Origin of the sequence: Burkholderia sp. Bp9099 (assembly GCF_003857805.1) — a bacterium.
In the GTDB taxonomy this organism is placed as follows: domain Bacteria; phylum Pseudomonadota; class Gammaproteobacteria; order Burkholderiales; family Burkholderiaceae; genus Burkholderia.
Genome location: NZ_QTPU01000021.1, coordinates 109165 through 130952, shown reverse-complemented (window position 1 = coordinate 130952; position 21788 = coordinate 109165). Strand labels below are relative to the sequence as shown.

Sequence of the window (21788 nt, the reverse complement as noted above, 5' to 3'; positions counted from 1 at the left end):
CTTTTGCTATCCTTGGTGCTCCTGTGCGCCCGGCCCGTCCGGTGCGAGGCTCCGACACCCGCTTCATGCTCCATCTCTTCTATTCGAACCGTCACGAGACGCTGGCCGACGCGCTGCTCGACGACCTGGCCGCGTTCCCGGCCCGCAACGGCCCGTGGGCGCCGCAGCAGGTCATCGTGCCGAGCGCGGCGCTGCGCCGCCGTCTGGAACTCGACATCGCCGCGCGCCACGGCGTGTGCGCGAACGTCGAGTTCACGTATCTCGCGCAATGGCTGTGGGCACAGATCGGCCGCGTGCTGACGGTGCCGGCACGCTCGCCGTTCGCACCCGATCGCCTCGTGTGGCGCTGCTACCGGCTGTTCGCGCAGGGCGCGGGCGGCGCGCCGTGGCTCGCGTCGCCGCGGCTGGCCGCGTATCTGTCCGCGTCCGACGATGCAATGCGCTACGAGCTCGCGCAGCGCGTCGCGGCCGTGCTCGATCATTACCTGACTTACCGGCCCGAATGGCTGGCCGCATGGCAGGCCGGCGAATCGGTGCTCGCGGGCGACGCCGCGCCGCGCGGGATCAGCGACGCCGCACGCGACGACGAGCGCTGGCAAGCCGCATTGTGGCGCGCGCTGCTCGCGGAGCTGAGCGACAGCGGCACGCCGCCCGCGCATCGCTTCCTGGTGGAGGCGCGCAACCTCGATCCCGAAACCGTCCCGCGTGTCGACTGGCCGGAATCGGTCAGCGTGTTCGCGCTGCCGACGATGCCGCCGCTGCACGTCGCGCTGCTGCGCGAGCTGTCGCGCTGGATCGACGTGCGCGTCTATGCGCTCAACCCGTGCCGCGAATTCTGGTTCGACATCGTCACCGCCGCGCATGCCGAGGCGCTCGACGCGGCCGGCCGGCTCGACTACCAGGAAGTCGGCCATCCGCTGCTCGCCGAGTGGGGCCGGCAGACGCAGGCGCAGCTACACATGTTGCACGAACTGACTGAAAGCGCCGCGTCGGGCGATGCGTCGCGTTTCGTCGGGAATCCCGCGCCGACCTGGCTTGCGCGCGTACAGAACGCGATCCTCGACCTGCAGCCGGAGGCCGCGCTCGGCGAAGCGCCGGTCGAGCGCGGGATCGAGGTGCACGTGTGCCACAGCCTCGCGCGCCAGCTCGAGGTGCTGCACGACCGCCTGCTCGCGTGGTTCGATGCGGACGCGACGCTGCAGCCGTCCGACGTGCTGGTGGCGGTCGCGGATCTCGCGGCGGCCGGGCCGCTGATCGATGCCGTGTTCGGCACGGCGGGCGCCGGCGGCGCGCGCGTGCCTTACCGGATCACCGGCCTGCCGCCATCGCAGGCGAACCCGGTCGCGCGCGTGCTGCTCGAATGGCTCGCGTTGCCGGAACGGCAGGTCGGCGCGCCGGAGCTGGTCGAATGGCTGCGCGTCGACGCGGTGGCGGCCCGTTACGGCATCGACGCGGCCGCGCTCGAGACGGTGCAGACCTGGCTCGCGGCCGCCGGCGCGCGGCGCGGGCTGTCGCCGACGGCGAGCGACGATGCGGCGGTGCCGGCGCCGCGCCATACGTTTTCCGATGCGCTCGCGCGGCTGTTCCTCGGCTATGCGATGCCCGAAGGCGCGGCACCGGTCGGCGCGTGGCTGCCGATCGAGGCGGCAACCGGCAGCGAGGCCGAACTGCTCGGCCGGCTCGCGCGCTTCACGGACGATCTCGACGGCTTCTCGCGACGGCTTGCCGACGCACACACGCCGCGCGCATGGAGCGAACTGTTCGCCGACACGCTCGCACGGTTCTTCGACTCCGGCGCCGCGTATGCCGATGCGCTCTCGGGCGTGCGCGACGCGCTCGACGCGATGCTCGCCGCGATGACGGAAGGTGCGCCCGACGAGGCGTTGCCCGCGGCCGTCGTGCGCGCGGGGCTGGCCGCCGCGCTCGACGATCCGGCGCGCGGCGGGGTGCCGTGGGGCGGCGTCACGTTCTCGTCGCTGACGAGCTTGCGCGGGCTGCCGTACCGCGTCGTGTGCCTGCTCGGGATGGACGACGGCGTGCTGCCGAGCCTCGCCCGCGCGGACGAGTTCGACCTGATGGCCGTGTTGCCGAAGCTCGGCGACCGGCAGCGCCGCGACGACGAGCGCAACCTGTTCCTCGACCTGCTGCTCGCCGCGCGCGACCGGCTGCTGATTGCCTATACGGGGCGCAGCATTCGCGACAACGCGCCGTTGCCGCCCGCGGCGCTCGTCGACGAACTGCTCGACCATCTCGCGCTCGTCACGGCCGGCGACGACGCCGCGCCGGACGCGGTCGATGCCGCGCGGCGCGCGTTCATCGTCGAACATCCGCTGCAACCGTTCGCGGCCGAGTATTTCCGGCCCGGCAGCGAACTGGCTTCGTACGACGCCGAGCGCGCGACACTCGCGTCGCTGCTGGCAGCCGAAGCCGCGCGCGACGCGACGCGCGAGCAGCCGTTTTTCGCGCAGCCGCTGCCGGCCGAGCCGGTCGAGCCCGTCGCGTTCAGCGAATTCGAACGTTTCTGGCGGCATCCGGCCCGCGCGCTGCTGCGTGCGCGGCTCGGCATCGTGCTGTCCGACGCGCAGGCCGAACTGCTCGACACGGAGCCGTTCGCACTCGACTTCGCGGGCAGCGACGCGCTCGCCGAGCGCGTGCTGCCGCTGTTGATCGAATCGGACGAAGGGGGCGTGCACGATCATGCGCTGCGCATCGCGGACGCCAGCCCGGAACTGCCGGGCGGCGCGACGGGCGCGGTGTGGCGCGACCAGGCGCTCGGCTCGATGACGCAGCTTGCGTCGAACGTGCGGCGTGCGCTGGCCGACGGCATGGAACGGCGGCCGTTCGCGCTCGCGATCGCGCCCGCATGGCCCGACACCGACCAGGCGCTGTTCGGCGCCGACGACGCGATGCTGTCGCGCGATGCGGTGAGTGCACCGCTCGAGCTGCACGGCACGCTGAACCGGCTGACGCCGGCCGGCCAGATCATCTATCGCTATGCACGGCCGAGCGCGCGCGACTACCTGTCCGCGTGGCTCGCGCATCTCGTCTATTGCGCGGTGGATCCCGGCGGTCCGCGCCGCACGCTGTGGTTCGGCAGCGGCGGCGCCTTCGAGCTCACGCCGGTCGCGGCGCCGCTCGAGCGCCTCGCGCCGCTGGCCGCGCTGTTTCGCGCGGGGCGGCGCATGCCGCTGCGCTTCTTCCCGCGCAGCGCATGGGCGTGCGTGTCCGACGGCGAGGCGAAGGCCGCGAGCGTATGGATCAACGAGCGGGTGGTGAGCGAAGCCGACGATCCGGCCATCGCGATCGCATGGCGCGGCGCGCATCCATCGCTCGACGAGCCGTTCGGCACGCTCGCGCGGCTCGTGTTCGAGCCGATGCTGGAACACCTGAAGGAGGTCGCATGAGCGCCGCATCCCAGCCGCAGGCGGCGCTCGAGCTCGACGTGTTCGCGTGCCCGCTCGACGGCGTCAACCAGATCGAGGCGTCGGCCGGTACCGGCAAGACCTGGAACATTTGCGCGCTTTACGTGCGCCTGTTGCTGGAGAAGGATCTCGGCGCGGACGAAATCCTCGTCGTGACCTTCACGAAGGCGGCGACGGCCGAATTGCACGAACGGATCCGCGGCCGGCTGGCGCAGCTCGCCCATGTGCTCGATACCGGTGACGACGGCGGCGACCCGTTCGTCGCGCGCCTGCTCGAGACGACGCTCGGCGCAGCCGGCGCGCTCGACCCCGAGACTGCCGCGAAGCGGATCCGGCGTGCGCTGCGCGCATTCGACCAGGCGGCGATCCACACGATCCACGCGTTCTGCCAGCGTGCGCTGCAGGAAGCGCCGTTCGCGGCCGCGATGCCGTTCGCGTTCGACATGCAGGCCGACGACGCGGCGCTGCGCTTCGAGCTTGCGGCCGACTTCTGGCGCACGCGCGTCGAACCGCTGGCCGCACGCTGGCCGGGCTTCGCGACGTGGCTCGTCGATTCGGGCGCGGGCCCGGCCGCGCTCGACGCGCAGCTCGCGCGCCGGCTGAAGAAGCCGCTCGCCGCGCTGCGCTGGGACGGCGTCGACGAACCGGACGAATCGGCTGAGGCCGCTGCCGCCGAGTGCTTTGCGGAAGCCGCGCGGATGTGGGCCGCCGAGCGCGACGCGATCGACGTGTTGCTGCGCACCGCGCAGCCCGCGCTCAACCAGCGTTCGCACAAGCCCGACGCGCTCGCCGATGCGCTCGCAGCATGGTCCGCGCATTTCGCGCAGGGCAATGCCGCGGCCGCGCTGCCGAAGGCGGCGCTCAAGCTCACGCGCACCGCGCTCGTGAAGGCGACGAAAAAGGGCGGCGCAACGCCCGAGCATGCGTTCTTCGACGTCGCCGATGCGCTCGAAGCGGCGGTGGCCGCGGCCGAGGCCGCGCAGCGCGCGCGCTGGCTCGCGCTGATCGCCGACTGGCTCGACACCGCGCCGGGCGCGCTGGCCGAACGCAAGCGCACGCGCCGCGTCGTGTCGTTCGACGACCTGCTCGCGAACCTGTATCACGCGTTGCATGCGCATCCGTGGCTCGCCGAGACGCTGCGCGCGCGCTATCCGGCCGCGCTGATCGACGAATTCCAGGATACCGACCCGCTGCAGTTCGCGATCTTCGACCGGATCTTCGCGCCGGGCGGCCCACTCTTTCTCGTCGGCGATCCGAAGCAGGCCATCTACAGCTTCCGTGCGGCGGATCTGCACACGTATCTCGCCGCGCGAGCCAGCGCGAGCGCGTGCTACACGCTCGCGGTCAACCAGCGCTCGACGCCGGCGATCGTCGATGCGTGCAACCGCTTCTTCATGTCGAACCCGCGCGCGTTCGTGCTCGACGGGCTCGACTATTACGCGGTGCGAGCCGGCACGCGCGTGCGTGCACCGTTCGTCGACGGCACCGATCCAGGCCCGGCCGGCGATTTCCGGATCTGGGCGCTGCCGGGCGGCGACGGCACGCTGCTCAAGCGCGACGCACAGGCACAGGCCGCGCAGGCGTGCGCGGCCGAGATTGCCCGGCTGATGCGCGGCGCGCGCGAAGGGCACGTGCGGCTCGGGCGTACGCCGCTGTCGCCGGGCGACGTCGCGGTGCTGGTGCAGACGCACCGGCAGGGCAGCCTCGTGAAGCGCATGCTCGCGACGTGGGGCATCGGCAGCGTCGAGCTCGCGCAGGCGTCGGTGTTTTCGACCGGCGACGCGGAGCAGCTCGAGCGCGTGCTGGCGGCGATCGATGCGCCGGGCGACCTGCGGCGCCTGCGCGCGGCGCTGGCGGCCGACTGGTTCGGCCTCGATGCGGGTGCGCTGTGGCGAATGGAGCAGGGCGACGGCGACGCGTCGCGCGAAGCTGGCGACAGTGCGGACGCGATGAGCTGGGTCGAGCGCTTCTCGCGCTATCGGCTGCTGTGGCGCGAACGCGGCTTCGCGGTGATGTGGCGCACGTTCACGCGCGAGTTGCGGATCGCCGAGCGGCTGATGGCCGGCGCGGACGGCGAACGCCGCGTGACCGACATCAACCATCTGGCCGAGCTGACGCAGGCGCGCGCGTCCGCGCAGCCGGGCATCGCGCCGACGCTGCGCTGGCTCGCCGCGCAACGGCTCGACGGCGGCGGCGAGGAAGCCCAGTTGCGTCTCGAATCCGATCGCAACCTCGTGCAGATCGTGACCGTGCACAAGTCGAAGGGCCTCGAATACGCGGTCGTGTTCTGTCCGTTCCTGAACGACGGCGGGCTGCGCGAGCCGCCCGCGTCGGCGCTGCCCGACGCCCGCGAGTATCACGACGACGCGGGCGACGCCGTGCTGCATTACGGGTGCGACGACGAAGCCGCCGAGCATGCCGCACGCCAGGCGCTGCGCGAACAGGCGGCCGAACGCGCGCGGCTCGTCTACGTGGCGCTCACGCGCGCGGTCTATCGGTGCTATCTCGTCGCCGGGCCTTATCTGTCGTCGCGCTCGACCCGCGAGGCGAGGCGCAGCGTGCTGAACTGGCTCGTGGCCGGCGCCGGCCAGTCGTTCGACGCGTGGCTCGACGAGCCGCCCGACGAAGCGGCGCTCGACGCGGCGTGGCAAGCACTCGCGAGCGGGCCCGTGAGCGTTGCACCGTTGCCGGTGCCGGCGCGTCGCGAGCGGCTCGCGGCCGGGCACGATGCATCGCAGACGCTCGCGGCACGTCATGCGACGCGCGTGTTGCGCGACGCGTGGCGGATGGCGAGCTTCAGTTCGCTGACCGCGTCGATGGCACGCGAGGAAGCAGGCGTCGCGCTCGTGCCGGACGACGAGCTGCGGCCCGATCACGATGCGCTTGCCGCCGTGGCGCCGGACGGCGCGTTCGTCGTGGCCGACACGGCTGCGGTCGAGCCGCCGGACGATGACATCCTCGTGTTTCCGCGCGGTGCGGCAGCGGGCGAATGCCTGCACCGCCTGTTCGAACTCAGCCGGTTCACCGAGCCCGATTCGTGGCACCGGGCGGCGCTCGGCGCGCTGCACGACCGGCCGGTCGAGGCCGAGCCCGAACTCGCGACGCGCCTGCCGGCGATGATGGCGCGGCTCGTCGGCGACGTCGTGCGCACGGAGCTCGTGCCGGGCATGCGGCTTGCGGATCTCGATCCCGCCAGGCGGCTCGACGAAATGGGTTTTCTGTTCCCGGCGCCGTCGCTCGAGCTGGGCGCGCTGCGCCGGTTGCTGGTCGCGCACGGCTATCCGGACGTTGCGCTGGACGCGGGCATGCTCGCCGGTTTCATCAAGGGTTTCATCGACATGATCGTCGAACACGACGGCCGCTTCTGGATCGTCGACTGGAAGTCGAACCACCTCGGCAATACGCCGGATGCCTATGGTCCGCGCGCGCTCGACGTCGCGATGGCCGATCACGCGTATCACCTGCAGGCACTGCTCTATACGGTCGCGCTGCATCGCTATCTGCGCGGGCGGCTGCCCGACTACGACTACGACACGCACATGGCGGGCTACCTGTACCTGTTCGTGCGCGGCGTGCGGCCCGGCTGGCGCAGCGGCGGCGAACCGGCCGGCGTGCATGCGCGGCGGCCCGCGCGCGAACTCGTCGATGCGCTCGACCGGATGATGGAAGGGGGCCGCGCATGAACGTCACCGACGATACGCTCGAATTCACCGGTGGCCTCGTCGCGCGCCTGCCCGAGCCCGCGGATTTCGGCATCGCGCTCGCGGAAGGGTTCGCGCGGCGCATCGGCGACCTGTCGCGCCGCGCGGGTGCGCCGGCCGCGGCCGCGCGCTGGGCGGCACGCGCCGCGTTCGCGACGAGCCGGGCGACCGCGGGCGGTCACGTGTGCGTGTCGCTCGGCGCGCTCGCGCAGCGCTACGAGGAACCGGTCGACGACGTGCGCGCCGCGCTTGCCGCGAGCGGCGTGGTGGCGTTCGGCACGCTCGCGCGCGGCGACGAGCGGCCGCTGATCGTCGACCGGCTCGACCATCTGTATCTGTCGCGCTATTTCGACTACGAACGTCGGCTCGCCGATGCGCTCGTCGCGCAGGCCGGCATCGCCGCGCCGGGCGACGCGCTGTCGCCGGACCGGTTGCGCGACAGTCTCGCGCGTTACTTCGGGCCCGCGACGGGCGACGTGGACTGGCAGCGCGTCGCGGCGATCGTTGCGCTGACGGGACGCGTGACGATCGTCAGCGGCGGCCCCGGCACCGGCAAGACGACGACCGTCGTCGGCGTGCTGGCGTGCCTGCTCGACGCGCATCCGGGCTTGCGCATCGCGCTGGCGGCACCGACCGGCAAGGCCGCGCAGCGGATGCAGGAAGCGCTGCACGGGCGGGCGGGCGACCTGCCGCCGGAACTTGCCGCGCGCCTGCCGGACACGTCCTACACGCTGCACCGCCTGCTGGGTGGCGGCGGCGCGGCGGGCTTCCGCCATCATCGCGACAATCCGTTGCCGTACGACCTGATCGTGGTCGACGAGGCGTCGATGATCGACGTCGCGCTCGCCGCGCATCTGCTCGATGCGCTCGCGCCCGGCGCACGGCTCGTGTTGCTCGGCGACAAGGACCAGCTTGCCGCGGTCGAAGCAGGCGCCGTGTTCGCCGAACTCAGCGCCCGGCCGACGTTTACCGCCACGGCGCGCACGCGCATCGCGGACGCGCTCGGGGTCGACGAGGCGGCGTTCGTCGCGGCGTTGCCGGTGCCGGACGGCGAGGCGGCGGGGGCGGCCGGGGCGGTTGCCGCGCCAATTCCAGCGCCGGCATCCGTTCCGTTACCGGCTGCTCCCGCGCGCAAGGCGTCGGCGCGGCGGAACGTGGATACGCGCCAGGCGTCGCTGTTCGACGACGAGCCGCAGGCTGAAGCGGTTTCGCCGGCCGATGCCGCGCCACCCGCGGCTTCGTTGCCGCCTGCGGCGCTTGCGCCGACCGACACCGATCGCACCTCGGCCGCCGTCGATCCTGCATGGATCGAGGCCGGCGAGCTCGCGTGGCTCGACGCGGTCGAGCTCACGCCGTTCGATCCGGCCGCTGCGGGCGATTCGGCATGGGCGTCGACCGTTGCAACGCGCGCCGCGGACGGCGTTGCCGCCGCGTCCCCCGCACCCGCACCGCTCGCGGACTGCGTCGTGTGGCTCGAACGCAATTACCGCTTCGGTCTCGATTCGGCGATCGGCCGCCTGTCGCTCGCGATCCGTCGCGGCGACGTGCAGGGCGCGCTCGACGCGTTGCCGACGGACGAGGCCGCGGCCGCGTCGTTTCATGACGATGCGGGCGACACGCTTGCGGCGTCGACCGTCGAGCGGCTCGCGCGCCGGTTCGGCGCCTACCGCGATGCCTTGCGCGCCGCGTTGTCCGCGCCGGTGCCCGACCCGTTGCCGTTGTTCGATGCGCTCAACCGCTTCCGGATCCTGTGCGCGACGCGCACGGGCTCGCGCGGCGCCGAGCACGTCAATGCGCTGGTGGCCACGCATGTGCGGCATGCCGCACGCGTGCCGCTCGCGGTCGGCGCACACTGGTTCACCGGGCGGCCGATCATGGTGACGCGCAACGACTATGCGCTCGGGCTGTTCAACGGTGACATCGGCATCGCGCTGCCGGACGCGCACGGCGTGCTGCGCGTGTGGTTCCGCCGCGCGGACGGCTCCGCGCGCGCCGTGTCGCCTGCAGCGCTGCCGCCGCACGAAACGGCGTTCGCGCTGACCGTCCACAAATCGCAAGGCTCCGAATTCGACGAGGCCGCGCTCGTGCTGCCGGCGTCGTTCAGCCGCGTGCTCACGCGCGAACTCGTCTATACGGCCGTCACGCGCGCGCGTACGCGCGTGCAGGTGATCGGCCCGCGGCGTGTGCTGGCGCAGGCGGTCGCGACGCGCACGCAACGCGATTCGGGCCTCGCGGCCCGCGTCGACGAGGCACTCGCGCGGCGCCGCAAGGAGACGACGCGATGATGATCCGCTATACGCTCGATCCGGCCGAAGTCGAATGGACCGCCGTGCGCGCGCAGGGCGCGGGCGGCCAGAACGTCAACAAGGTATCGAGCGCGATTCACCTGCGCTTCGACATCCGCGCGTCGTCGCTGCCGCCCGTCATCAAGGAGCGGCTGCTCGCGCTGTCCGACCAGCGCATCACGCGCGACGGCATCGTCGTGATCAAGTCGCAGGAATACCGCACCCAGGAGAAAAACCGCGAGGCAGCGCTCGCGCGGCTCGATGCATTGATCGGCAGCGTCGCGCTCACGCCGCGCGCGCGTGTGGCGACACGGCCGACGCGTGCATCGAAGGAGCGGCGGCTCGAACACAAGTCGCGCCGCAGCGTGGTGAAATCCGGAAGAGGGAAGGTGATCGACTGACGGAAGATCGGCCCGGCCGGCATGGCGAGCGCCGCCGCGCCCGTCAGCGCATCACGGTGCCCGCGCTGTCGAGCACGAAGTCGACGCAGAACACGACGAGGCGGCTTTGCGCGCGAATCGCGACGGCCGCCGTGTAGCAGTCGCGGCCTTCGGTCAGCGAGAAGTGCGGGCCCATCAGCGCGACGCGCCCCGGCGCCGCGATCGCTCGCTGGAAGTACGGGCGCCGCGACCAGTTGCTGTGCGTCTCCGGGAACAGCGGTGCGAGCCGCGTGCCGCTCGCCTGGCCATCCTCGGGGCGCGCGCCGATCGACGGCAGGAACTGTTCGCCGATCTCGTCCGTGACGAACACGCGGCGCGCGGCCGGCACCGCGAATACGCGCTGCGCGGCGTCCTGCAGGTTGCCGCTCGCGGAAAAGGCAGCCGCGCCGGTGAGCACGAGCCGCTCGATCGCATCGAAACCCGGTTGCTCGGCGATCGCCGGCGTATGCCGGTGCGCGATGAAGCGTTGCCACGCGGCGTCGAGCATCGCGGGCGCCGCGGCGCTCGCGTGCGCGATCGACGCATCGGGCTGGCCGAACTGGAAGCCCTGGACGAAATCGATATCGGCTTCCATCAGCGTCTGCAGCGCGTCGTCGCTTTCGACACCCTCCGCGAGCACCATCGCGCCGGCCTGGTGGAGCATCGATACCAGGTGATGCATGATGCGGCGATCGTCGGCCGACGCGTTCGCGCGCTCGACGAGCGAGCGATCGAGCTTGACGATATCGGGTCGCGCGCGCCACACGCGGTCGAAATTCGAGAATCCGGTGCCGAAATCGTCGATCGCGATCAGGAAGTCGCGATGCTGGATCATGTCGATCGTGCGGGCGAGCGCGGCTTCGTCGCGCGACGGCTGCTCGACGACTTCCAGCACGATGCGGTTCGGCGGCAGCGCGAAATGACGGCACAGCGCCTCGACGAATTCGCGCTGCACGAGGCCCGAATCGAGCACGCGTGGCGTCACGTTCAGGAACAGCCAGCCGTCGCCGATGCCCTGCGCGACGAAGTTGGCCGTATGCAGGCAGCGGGCGAGCCGGTCGAGCAGCAGCGCGTCGGCAGCAGCGCGCGTCTTGTCGAACAGCGCGACAGGCGAAGCCAGCGTACCGTTCTCGTCCACGACGCGCAGCAGCGCTTCATAGCCGACCACGCGCTTGTGCGTGATCGACAGCACGGGTTGGAACACGCTGCGCAGCGTCGTGTCGCGATACGTGGCGATCCAGCCGCTGGGCGTCGGTGTCAGGCGTTCGAGCAGGGAATCGAGCGAGAGGTCGCGGGCGGGCTTCATGTCAACGATGCCCTGGGGCGATCGGGGGGCGGTATCGTGCGCGCCACGCAGAAGCCGTCGCACGCGCAGGTGGACGCGAAAGAACGTGGTGCATCGTGACCGCCTTCTGCGGATGAGTGCTACGAGTGTAACGGGAATGGCGCGGCGCGCGTATCAGGGTAACTCCAGACGCAAACGCTACACCGTCGCGTGGACCGGGCTGTCAGCCCGCAAGCGCGACACGCAAGGGCCGCCGGTCGTGCACGCGGCGACAGCGCCGCGTGTGCCGCGTGCATTGCGTGCGAAGAAGGCCGGCGGATCAGGAAAACGGAAAAACGGACAAGCCATGCGGCTGCATCGGCATCAGATGCAAAACGACCTGCGCCGTCGCGCTCCGGTCCATGCGCGGCGCTCGACGAACGGTGGCCGGCGCGTCGCGGGAAACCTGCAACCGGCAGGGTGCGGGCCCTGCGCGTCGCTCAGGTCGCTTCGCCGCCGCGCGGGCCCAATCCGGGAATCCGCTTGATCACGCCGGTCGCAAGCGCGGTGCCGACGAGCACGATCGCGCAGCCTTCGATCATCACGACCGACACATGTTCGCCGAGGAACAGCGCGCCCCACAGCAGGCCGAACACCGGGATCACGAACGTCACCGTAATCGCGCGCGCCGGGCCGACATGCGCAATCAGGTAGAAGAAGATGAAATACGCGATGCCCGTGCAGGCGATGCCGAGCGCGAGCACGGCGCCCCACGCATGCGCGCTGACGGCAGCCGCGGGCCAGGTCGCGATCGCGAACGGCAGCAGCAGCACGGTCGAGCCGATCATGCTGCCGGTCGCGTTGACGAGCGGATCGACGCCGCTGAGCGTGCGCTTCGTGTAGTTGGCCGCGATGCCGTACAGCAGCGTCGCGCCGAGCGCGGCGGCGGCAGCCAGCGCGGTGGCGCTGGCGCCGGTGCTGCCGTTTGCGTTGGCGACCTGGTCCCACACGAGCGTGAGCACGCCGGCAAAGCCGATCACGAGGCCGAGTGCGCGCGGCAGCGACAGCTTGTCCTTCAGCCAGAGGTAGGCGACGAGCGCGCCCCACAGCGGCGTCGTCGCGTTGATCACCGACGTCACGCCGGCCGACAGCGTCAGTTCGGCGAACGCGAACAGGCAGAACGGGATGCCCGAGTTCAGCGCGCCGACGACGAACAACGGCCATGCGCGACGGCGCAGCTGCGCGCCGAGCTCGGCGGGCTTGAAGCGCGTCAGCGCGAAGCCGGTGAGAAACAGCGCGCCGATACCCACGCGCAGCGCCATCAGCGGCGCGACACCGAAGTCGGCGACGCCGACCCGGATGAACAGGAACGACGCGCCCCACAGGGCGGCGAGGACGGTCAGCAGAAAGGCGTTCTTGGGCGACATCGAGCGTGGCGGGCGAGGGGACGGGATGCAAAGGATCTTACACCGCGTTACCGCGCCGTCGTTTCACGATCGGATGAAACGGCAAGAAACGGCCAGAAACGGGAATGTCGCCGGTCGCCGGCCCGGGGCGACCGGCCGCGCGAGACCGGCTGCGGATGGAGCGGCGCGCTCAGTGATGGTGGTGCCAGCCGCCGCGTCCGCCGAAGCCGAAATTGAGCGACAGCGCGGGTCCCCAATAACCGCCCCATGCCGGCGCATACGCGGGCGCCGGGTAATAGTAGGCGGGGCCCGGATCGACGTACACGGGCGCCGGCTGTACCGGTGCGGCCGCGTAATAGCCGCCGGGATAATAGCCGTACGGGTAGTAGCAGCCGGCGAGCGTCGTGCACGCGAGCGCCGCGGCGGCGAGTGCGACGAGGGTCCTGTTCATGATGTCTCTCCGGCGGAGCCGGCAATCGGCAGATGCTTAAGCTTAGGCCGCGCGGCGATGACAAGATGCGCAAAACGGTAACGGATCATTTCCGGGCCGCTGCGTCGTGTTGCGGCGCCGCATACGAAAAACGGCGCTTCCGCCGCGCGGAAACGCCGTCAGGCCGGAGCTTGCCGCGCGTCGCGCGGCAGCCGGGTAAGCCGGCCGGCTTATTTGCCGACCTGGTTGCCGATGATGCCGCCGGCGGCTGCGCCGCCCAGCGTCGACAATGCGTTGCCGCCGATCGCCGCGCCCGCGACGCCGCCGACACCCGCACCGATTGCCGTATCGCGCTGGCGCCGCGTCATCGAATCGCAGGCCGACAGGCTGGCCACCGTCGTGACGAGCAGCGCGCATACCCCAAAACGCCGAATCGAAGCATTCATGATCGTTGTCCTTGCGGTAGTGAACGGAAGGTCGCATGGCCGGATTGCGGCCGCGCATGAAACCAATCTACCTGCCGTCCCACCGGGCTGCTGTAAGGACTTGTTAAGACTCCGACGGTTTCGTAATCAATTGTTTCCCTTGCGCCGGCAGGCACGACGCATGCGCGCGCACGCAAAAAAGCCCGCTCGAAAGCGGGCCTGGTGCAGTGCGCCACGATGCGGTCCGTGCGGACCGCCGCGTTCGCTGGCCGGCTTACTGACGGTGATAGATCTCGGCGCCGGTCTTCACGAACTCGACCGCCTTGACTTCCATCCCCTTCTTCAGCGCTTCGCTTTCCGACACGCCCTGTTGCGCCGCGAACTCGCGCACGTCCTGCGTGATCTTCATCGAGCAGAAGTGCGGGCCGCACATCGAGCAGAAGTGCGCGACCTTCGCGGAATCCTTCGGCAGCGTCTCGTCGTGGAATTCGCGCGCCTTGTCCGGGTCGAGGCCGATGTTGAACTGGTCTTCCCAGCGGAACTCGAAGCGCGCCTTCGACAGCGCGTTGTCGCGGACCTGCGCGCCGGGGTGACCCTTGGCGAGGTCGGCCGCGTGCGCGGCGAGCTTGTACGTGATGATCCCTTCCTTCACGTCGTCCTTGTTCGGCAGCCCGAGGTGCTCCTTCGGCGTCACGTAGCACAGCATCGCGGTGCCGAACCAGCCGATCATCGCGGCGCCGATGCCCGACGTGATGTGGTCGTAGCCCGGTGCGATGTCGGTGGTCAGCGGCCCGAGCGTGTAGAACGGCGCTTCCTTGCACCAGTCGAGCTGGAGATCCATGTTCTCCTTGATCAGCTGCATCGGCACGTGGCCGGGGCCTTCGATCATCACCTGCACGTCGTGCTTCCACGCGATCTGCGTGAGTTCGCCGAGCGTCTTCAGCTCGCCGAGCTGCGCTTCGTCGTTCGCGTCGTAGATCGAGCCGGGACGCAGGCCGTCGCCGAGCGAGAAGCTCACGTCGTACGCCTTCATGATCTCGCAGATCTCTTCGAAGTGTTCGTACAGGAAGCTTTCCTTGTGATGCGCGAGGCACCACTTCGCCATGATCGAGCCGCCGCGCGACACGATGCCCGTCATCCGGTTCGCGGTGAGCGGCACGTACTGCAGGCGCACGCCCGCGTGGATCGTGAAATAGTCGACGCCTTGCTCGGCCTGCTCGATCAGCGTGTCGCGGAAGATTTCCCAGGTCAGGTCCTCGGCCTTGCCGTTGACCTTCTCGAGCGCCTGGTAGATCGGCACCGTGCCGATCGGCACCGGGCTGTTGCGGATGATCCACTCGCGCGTTTCATGGATGTGCTTGCCGGTCGACAGGTCCATCACCGTGTCGCCGCCCCAGCGGATCGCCCACGTCATCTTGTCGACTTCCTCGCCGATCGACGACGTGACGGCCGAGTTGCCGATGTTCGCGTTGATCTTCACGAGGAAGTTGCGGCCGATGATCATCGGCTCGGATTCCGGGTGGTTGATGTTCGCGGGGATGATCGCGCGGCCGCGCGCGACTTCGTCGCGCACGAACTCGGGGGTGATCTCGGCCAGCGCGTTCGCGCCGAAGGCCGCGGCGCCGAACGCCTGGCCCGGGTGCTGGCGGCCCATCATCGCGGCGAGCTTCGCGCCGTTCGGGCCGCTCGACTTCAGGCTCTCGATGTATTCGGCGCGGCGCTGGTTCTCGCGAATCGCGATGTATTCCATTTCCGGCGTGATGATGCCTTGCCGCGCGTAGTGCATCTGCGTGACGTTCTTGCCGGCCTGCGCGCGGCGCGGGTTGCGGTGCAGGCCCGGGAAACGCAGGTCGGCGGTAGCCGGGTCGGCCGCGCGCTCGAGGCCGTACTGGCTCGACAGGCCGTCGAGCACTTCGGTGTCGCCGCGTGCCTCGATCCAGCGCTGGCGCAGCGCGGGCAGGCCCGCGCGGATGTCGATCTTCGCGTCCGGATCGGTGTAGGGGCCCGACGTGTCGTACACGTAGATCGGCGGATTCTTTTCGCCGCCGAAGCCGGTCGGCGTGTCGGCCTGCGTGATTTCACGCATCGGCACGCGGATGTCGGGCTGCGAGCCGGTTACATACACCTTTCGCGAATTGGGCAGCGGGGCAACGGCCGCGGCGTCGACGTGGGCGTCGGCAGACAGAAACTTCGGATTGGCGTTCATGCAATCTCCTGTGTGAGCGCCGGACAGGCGCTTCGGCGCTTGCCCGGAGCCCTTGACGAATGTGGGGCTCGAGCTAAGCAGGAGACGAGGCTTGGTGAGGCGGCGGATTTCGTCAGAAGGATGGCGGTGAAATCCGTACGCTTCCCTGCGCTGGCATTATCCAGATCAGGTTCAAAGGGTATTTCTCACCCGCAATGCCGGTTGTTTGACCGAACGCATTGCAGGACCCCCGCGTTAGCAGCGCACACGATACACTGGCTTGGCGGCGGTTTCAACCGGGACGGGATCGGCCGTCCCGGTGCGGCCGCAGCATGGCGGGCGGTGTGATGGCCCGTCGAAATGACGGCGCGCTTCGCCGCCGCGCGGCCCCACGGCTCGGCCGGCCGCGGCGAAGCGGTGCAACATGGCGCGCCTTCGCGCGACCTCACAAAAAAAATTTCGCAGCGGCTGTCATTTCCCGCGACGTCGTCCGTCTATTCGGCTCCTTAAACCCATGTTTTGGAGAGATGTCATGAAAAACGTACTGATCGCCACCTGTGTCGCTGCTTTCGCCACGCTTGCAACGGGCGCGTATGCGCAGAACGACGCGATGTCGCAAAACGGCTCGTCGATGTCGAAGGACGCGATGGGGCACGACGCGATGGCGAAGGACGGCGCGATGAAGAAGAACGCCATGAAGAAGCATGCGATGAAGAAGGACGCGATGAAGAAAGACGCGATGTCGCACGACGAGATGGGCAAGGCGAAGTCGGACGACAAGATGGCGCCGTCGAACTGACGGAGCCGGGCAGGGCGTGCGGCCGGCGCATGTGCTCGACGACGGCCGCCCGCGTCTCGTTTTGTCTCGACTCGACTCGTCTCGTCGACCCGTTCCGGGAGTCTTCATCATGCAAACCGTTCCCGCCACCGGGCGCGCGGTCGTCACGCCGCCCGCCCGCAAGATTCATCCCCTGTGGGTGCGCGTGAGCCACTGGCTCAACGCGCTCGCGGCGATCCTGATGGCGCTGTCCGGCTGGCGCATCTACGATGCGTCGCCGATCTATCCGCCGTTCGTGTTTCCGCACGGCATCACGCTCGGCGGCTGGCTCGGCGGCGCGCTGCAATGGCATTTCGCGGCGATGTGGCTGCTGGTCGGCAACGGGCTGTTCTACCTGACGATGTCGATCGCGACCGGGCGCCTCGCGCGCAAGATGCTGCCCGTCACGCCGGCGTCCGTGTGGCGCGACGTGCGCGCCGCGCTGCGCGGCCGGCTCGCGCACGACGATCTGAGCGTCTACAACGCGGTGCAGCGTGCCGCGTACCTGGTCGCGATCGTCGATCTGATCGTGCTGGTGCTGTCCGGGCTGACGATCTGGAAGTCGGTGCAGTTTCCGCTGCTGCGCGAACTGTTCGGCGGTTACGACAACGCGCGCGTCGTGCATTTCTGGGCGATGTCGCTGCTCGTCGCGTTCTTCGTCGTGCACGTCGCGATGGCGCTGCTGGTGCCGCGCTCGCTGCTCGCGATGCTGCGCGGGCGCTGACCCGTCAACTCCGGGTGAAGGAAATCATCATGTCGGATTCCGAATACAGGCGCGTTGATTCGCGCTGGACGCTCGACCGCAAGTCGCTCGAACTCGACGTGCGCCGCGAGCTGGAGATGCCGTCGCGGCGGCTGTTCAATCGCCGCATCCTGACGCTCGGCGGCCTGACGATGCTGACCGGCTGCACGCTGAAGGACGACGCGTCGGTCAACACGTTCCTCGAGAAGGTGTCGCGCATGAACGACCGCGTGCAGGCGTGGCTCTTCAGCGGCGAGCGGCTCGCGCCGACCTACACCGAGGCTGACATCACGCGGCCGTTCCCGTTCAACGCGTATTACGGCATCGACGACGTGCCGCACGTCGACGCATCGACGTACCGGCTCGTGCTGTCGGGCCGCGTGACGGGCAAGCGCGTGTGGACGCTCGACGAGCTGTATGCGCTGCCGCACGCGGAGCAGATCACGCGGCACATCTGCGTGGAAGGGTGGAGCGCGATCGGCCGCTGGGGCGGCACGCCGTTCGGCGCGTTTCTGGCGCGTGCCGGCGCCGATACGCACGCGAAATACGTCGGCTTCAAATGCGCGGACGACTACTACGAAAGCATCGACATGCCGACCGCGCTGCATCCGCAGACGCTGCTCGCATTCGACTACGACGGCCATCGCCTGCCGCCGGAATTCGGTTTCCCGATGAAGCTGCGGATGCCGACCAAGCTCGGCTACAAGAATCCGAAACACATCATGGAAATCTTCGTGACCGATACCTTCCCGGGCGGCTACTGGGTCGATCAGGGGTACAACTGGTTCGGCGGATCGTGATGCGGCGGCGCGCGAACGCGTGCTGCCTGCGTCGCGGCGTGTCACACGGATTCGCGCACCTGCAGGTCGACGCGCAGGCCGACCGCCGCCGCCATGTTCACGAGCGCGTCGAGCCCGAACAGGTTGATCTTGCCGCGCAGCAGATCGGACACGCGCGGCTGCGTGACGCCCAGCCGTTGCGCGGCCTGCGCCTGGCTGAGCTCGAGCTGCGCGATGCGCTGCTTGAGCGCGATCATCAGCTCGGAGCGCAGCTTCATGTTCTCGGCTTCGGCCGGCCGGCCTTCGAGTGCGTCCCAGACGCTCGCATGACGTTCGTTGCTCATCGTTTCCTCTCCATCATCAGCGCCCGGTAGCGTCGGGCCGCCAGGTCGATATCGGTCTTGCAGGTGCGTGCCGACTGCTTGCGGAAGCAATGCAGCACGTAGATCGCGTCGGCGAAGGTCGCGACGTAGACGATCCGGAACGCACCGCTCGCATCGCGCAGGCGAATTTCCCGCACGCCCGGGCCGACGGTGCGCATCGGCTTCCAGTCGTCGGGCGCGAGGCCACGCTGAACCTGGTCGATCTGGTGGCCGGCTTCGCGGCGCGCGAGAAGCGGAAAGCCGCGCAGGTCGTCGAGTGCGGTGCCGACGAACACGACGGGCTTCGGCGCAAGAATGGTGGAATTATACAAAATTTTGTATGGGTGGTGTGCGGGTCGAAAGGGCGAATGTCGGCGGCCGGATGCGCCTGCCGACCGTCGCCGATCATCACCATAAGCGCGAAGCGACCGCTGAAGCGCATGACTGGCCATCAGGCCGATGGAGCGATCGCTGCTGCAGGACGGGATGCCGGGCGGCCCGCGCGACGCCCGCGCCGCGCGTATCCGGCCCCCGCTCCGGTTGGTCCGGATGCCGAAAAATGTCGCGCCGAAACGTCAGTCGATAAGCTTTCAGACTGGTCTGATGATGCTTTCGAATCCTTGATGCCATAATGCCGAGCGTGCGCAGCCGAAGCGGCTCGCGCCCGCTTTTCGACCCTCTGCCGCCGCTTGCCGGTTCTTATTCGTCGCCGTTCGCACTGCCATGTCGTTCCGCACGTCCGTCTCCGCCTTCCCGGTCCAGTCAGGGCCGTTTGCCGGTCTCTCCGGCGTCTTTCAGCGGAGCACGCGACACGTCGTGCGGGCGGGCTGAACGATGACCCCGCTCGACCGCCTCCTCGATTTCCTCGCCCGCCTGCCGATCCGGATCCGCCTGCCGCAAAGCCGCGGCGGCCGCGTCGCGCTCGCCCTCGTCTTCATCTATTTCGTCTGGGGTTCGACCTACAGCGGCCTGCATTTCGCGCTGCAGTCGTTCCCGCCGCTGCTGCTGTCGGGGCTGCGCAACCTGCTCGGCGGGATCGGCCTGTTCATCTTCGCGCTGCGGCGCAAGCCCGAATGGCCGACGCTGCTCGAAATCCGCAACTCGGCGATCGTCGGCACGATGCTGGTCGCGCTGTCGTCGGGCACGATCGCGCTCGGGATGCGCACGGTCAGCAGCGGCTCGGCCGCGGTGATGGTCGCGACGGTGCCGCTGTTCGCGACCGTGATCGCGGCGGTCGCCGGGCGCGCGGTGACGAAGGGCGAGTGGGCGGCCGTCGCGCTCGGGATGGTCGGCATCGTCGTGCTGAATTCGGGCGGCGCGGCCGCCGCGAACTCGGCGCTCGGCACGATCTGCGTGCTGGCCGGCGCGCTGTTCTGGGCGGGCGGCGCGCATCTCGCGACGCGGCTCAAGCTGCCGTCCGACCTGTTCCTGTCGACGTCGCTGCAGATCGGCCTGGGCGGGTTGATGTCCACGATCGGGGCGTGGCTGATGGGCGAGCGCATCGAGCAGGTCGCGGTCGCGCCGGTGTTCGCGTTCGTGTACCTGATGGTGTTCTGCACGATGGCCGCGTACGTCGCGTACGGCTACCTGATTCGCCACACGAGCCCGATCATCGCGAGCAGCTGCATGTACGTGAACCCGATCGTCGCGGTCGCGCTCGGCGCGCTGATGCTCGGCGAGCCCGTGACGACGGCAACCGTGGTCGCCACCGTCGCGATCCTCGGCAGCGTCGGGCTGTCGTTCCTGTTCGATCCCGCGCGCCGGCCCGCGGTGCGCGCGGCGGCCGATGCCGCGCCGGGCGTGGTGACCGTGGCGACCGCGGCAACCGTCGCCGCCGAACCGACGGCGGATGCGGCGTCAGTACCGGCTCAGGCGGCGATGCCGGAGCCGGCACCGATCCTCGCGCCTTCCGCGGTACCGCTTGCGGTGCCCGCACCGGCCGCCGTCGTGGACCCGGCCGCGGTCATGGATCCCGCGCAGGCATTCACGCCGCCGCCGGCCGTCAATCCGGCCGCGTCGCGGGCCGACGCATGACGCCGGCGCGCAGGGCGGCGTTCAGTCGCGACGTGCGCCGCGATGGTGGGACCAGCCGGCGAGTGCGGTAAACAGCAGGCCGGCCGCGCACATGCCGATCCAGCCAAAGGCGTGCCACGCCGCGACGCCGGCCGACGAGCCGAGCGCGCCGCCGATGAAGTAGCACACCATGTACACGGTGTTCACGCGGCTGCGCGCCTCGGGCTTCAGCGCGTAGATGCGCGACTGGTTCGAGATCTGCGCGGCCTGCACGCCGACATCCAGCACGATCACGCCGATCACGAGCCCGACGAGGCTCGTTCCCGACAGCGCAAAAATCACGAACGACGCCGCGAGCAGCGCGATCGCGAGCGAGATGATCGCGCGCGGGCCGCGCGTGTCCGCGAAACGGCCCGCGTACGGTGCAGCCAGCGCACCGGCCGCGCCGACGATGCCGAACAGCCCTGCGGCCTGCGGGCCGAGGTGGAACGGCGCACCGGCGAGCAGTAGCGTGAGCACCGGCCAGAACGCGCTGAACGCGGCGAACAGCGCGGCGCCCGTCAGCGACGCCTCGCGCAGCCCGCGCAGTTCGACCGCCAGGTGCCACATCGAGCCGAGCAGCTTGCCGTACGGAAGCGTCGACGTCGGCGAGCTGCGCGGCAGCCGCAGCACGATCACCGCGGCCAGCGCGACGAGCGCCGCGACCGACGCGCCGAACACCGCCCGCCAGCCGAAATATTCGGCGACGAAGCCGGCCGCCGTGCGCGCCAGCAGGATGCCGAGCAGCAGGCCGCTCATCACGGTGCCGACCGCATGCCCGCGCTCGGCCGGCGGCGCGATCTCGGCCGCGAACGGCACGGCCTGCTGCGCGATCGTCGCGAGCACGCCGATCGCAAGGCTCGCCACGGCCAGCACCGCCAGCGACGGCGCGGCCGCGGCCACGATCAGCGCGATCGACAGGCCCGCGATCTGCATCAGGATCAGCCCGCGGCGATCGAAGCGGTCGCCGAGCGGCGCGAGCAGGAACATCCCGGCCGCATAGCCGAGCTGCGTCGCGGTCGGCACCGCGCCGATCCATGACGCGCCGTCCGGGAAGGCCGAGCGGAAGCTGTCGAGCAGCGGCTGGTTGTAGTAGATGTTCGCGACCGACACGCCAGCGATCGTCGCGAGCAGCAACAGCAGGCTGCGCGAGTAGTGGGGCGAGGCGGCGTCGGTCGGACGGTCGGTGGAGGCGGCGGACATGGCGGCAACGGAACGGAGTTGGGCGGCGTGGCGCGCGGCGCGGCGTCGGTGGCGCAGGCGGCCGGGCGCCGAGCGAGCGTGCCGATCATACCGGAGCACCGGGAATCGTGCCGGCGGTGCTGCGGCCCAGCGGCCCAGCGGCTCAGCGGCTCAGCGGCTCAGCGGCCCAACGGCCCAACGGCCCAACGGCTCAGCGGCTCAGCGGCTCAGCGGGCCCAGCGGGCCCAGCGGCCAGAAGCCCAGAAGCCCAGAAGCCCAGAAGCGCAGAAGCGCAGAAGCGCAGAAGCGCAGAAGCG

At 70.1% G+C, this 21788-nt stretch carries 16 protein-coding genes and 1 riboswitch; of the genes, 8 read left to right on the top strand and 8 right to left on the bottom strand.

Translation table 11 applies throughout. From position 1 onward, the window contains the following. Positions 1-65 precede the first annotated feature (65 nt). The 4 genes from recC to arfB are packed head-to-tail and all read left to right on the top strand — an operon-like array spanning position 66 to position 9809. Complete coding sequence (recC, locus tag DIE17_RS24345; protein ID WP_124921380.1) at positions 66-3404, top strand: exodeoxyribonuclease V subunit gamma; 3339 nt, start codon at positions 66-68, stop codon at positions 3402-3404. After that, positions 3401-7105, top strand: coding sequence for an exodeoxyribonuclease V subunit beta (gene recB, locus DIE17_RS24340; RefSeq protein ID WP_124487529.1), 3705 nt, complete (start codon positions 3401-3403; stop codon positions 7103-7105). Before recC ends, recB begins: the two co-directional genes overlap by 4 nt. After that, positions 7102-9408: an AAA family ATPase gene (locus DIE17_RS24335; protein WP_124487530.1), complete on the top strand. Its 2307-nt coding sequence runs from the start codon at positions 7102-7104 to the stop codon at positions 9406-9408. Before recB ends, DIE17_RS24335 begins: the two co-directional genes overlap by 4 nt. Then, the gene (gene arfB, locus DIE17_RS24330) at positions 9405-9809 is read left to right on the top strand and encodes an alternative ribosome rescue aminoacyl-tRNA hydrolase ArfB (RefSeq protein WP_124487531.1); all 405 of its coding nucleotides are present in this window, start codon (positions 9405-9407) and stop codon (positions 9807-9809) included. Before DIE17_RS24335 ends, arfB begins: the two co-directional genes overlap by 4 nt. Positions 9810-9852: 43 nt before the next feature. Here the strand turns inward: arfB and DIE17_RS24325 are convergent, their stop codons facing one another. From DIE17_RS24325 to thiC, 5 genes are all read right to left on the bottom strand, one after another. Further along, the gene (locus DIE17_RS24325; RefSeq protein ID WP_124487532.1) at positions 9853-11133 is read right to left on the bottom strand and encodes an EAL domain-containing protein; all 1281 of its coding nucleotides are present in this window, start codon (positions 11131-11133) and stop codon (positions 9853-9855) included. Positions 11134-11591: 458 nt separating this feature from the next. Continuing rightward, positions 11592-12518 (bottom strand): DMT family transporter, encoded by a 927-nt coding sequence (locus tag DIE17_RS24315; RefSeq protein ID WP_124487533.1) that lies wholly within the window; start codon positions 12516-12518, stop codon positions 11592-11594. A 169-nt stretch (positions 12519-12687) separates the two neighbouring features. Further along, complete coding sequence (locus DIE17_RS24310) at positions 12688-12948, bottom strand: hypothetical protein (RefSeq protein WP_044848012.1); 261 nt, start codon at positions 12946-12948, stop codon at positions 12688-12690. Between the two features lie 209 nt (positions 12949-13157). Continuing rightward, positions 13158-13373 (bottom strand): glycine zipper 2TM domain-containing protein, encoded by a 216-nt coding sequence (locus DIE17_RS24305; RefSeq protein WP_044848011.1) that lies wholly within the window; start codon positions 13371-13373, stop codon positions 13158-13160. 253 nt (positions 13374-13626) lie between these two features. Then, positions 13627-15558, bottom strand: coding sequence for a phosphomethylpyrimidine synthase ThiC (gene thiC / locus DIE17_RS24300; RefSeq protein ID WP_044848010.1), 1932 nt, complete (start codon positions 15556-15558; stop codon positions 13627-13629). A 124-nt stretch (positions 15559-15682) separates the two neighbouring features. Next, positions 15683-15799, bottom strand: a riboswitch (TPP riboswitch). Between the two features lie 270 nt (positions 15800-16069). Between thiC and DIE17_RS24295 the strand changes: the two genes are divergently transcribed. From DIE17_RS24295 to DIE17_RS24285, 3 genes are all read left to right on the top strand, one after another. After that, complete coding sequence (locus DIE17_RS24295; protein ID WP_124921379.1) at positions 16070-16336, top strand: pentapeptide MXKDX repeat protein; 267 nt, start codon at positions 16070-16072, stop codon at positions 16334-16336. Positions 16337-16445: 109 nt separating this feature from the next. Continuing rightward, positions 16446-17078 (top strand): cytochrome b/b6 domain-containing protein, encoded by a 633-nt coding sequence (locus DIE17_RS24290; protein WP_124487534.1) that lies wholly within the window; start codon positions 16446-16448, stop codon positions 17076-17078. A 29-nt stretch (positions 17079-17107) separates the two neighbouring features. Beyond that, positions 17108-17896, top strand: a complete 789-nt coding sequence (locus tag DIE17_RS24285; RefSeq protein WP_124921378.1) for a molybdopterin-dependent oxidoreductase — start codon at positions 17108-17110, stop codon at positions 17894-17896. 41 nt (positions 17897-17937) lie between these two features. Here DIE17_RS24285 and DIE17_RS24280 read toward each other — a convergent pair whose 3' ends face one another. Together DIE17_RS24280 and DIE17_RS24275 are read right to left on the bottom strand one after the other, a co-directional pair. After that, entirely contained in the window at positions 17938-18219 is a 282-nt protein-coding gene (locus tag DIE17_RS24280; RefSeq protein WP_124487536.1) for a helix-turn-helix domain-containing protein, read from the bottom strand. Beyond that, the gene (locus DIE17_RS24275) at positions 18216-18569 is read right to left on the bottom strand and encodes a type II toxin-antitoxin system RelE/ParE family toxin (protein WP_124487537.1); all 354 of its coding nucleotides are present in this window, start codon (positions 18567-18569) and stop codon (positions 18216-18218) included. The genes DIE17_RS24280 and DIE17_RS24275 overlap by 4 nt, the downstream gene beginning before the upstream one ends. 502 nt (positions 18570-19071) lie before the next feature. Between DIE17_RS24275 and DIE17_RS24265 the strand changes: the two genes are divergently transcribed. After that, positions 19072-20271 carry an EamA family transporter gene (locus DIE17_RS24265; protein WP_124487538.1) on the top strand — a complete coding sequence of 400 codons (1200 nt, stop codon included), beginning with the start codon at positions 19072-19074 and terminating at the stop codon, positions 20269-20271. Positions 20272-20292: 21 nt separating this feature from the next. On the opposite strand, the gene DIE17_RS24260 is transcribed toward DIE17_RS24265, so the two are convergent. Then, positions 20293-21492, bottom strand: coding sequence for an MFS transporter (locus DIE17_RS24260; protein ID WP_044848004.1), 1200 nt, complete (start codon positions 21490-21492; stop codon positions 20293-20295). Positions 21493-21788 lie beyond the last annotated feature (296 nt).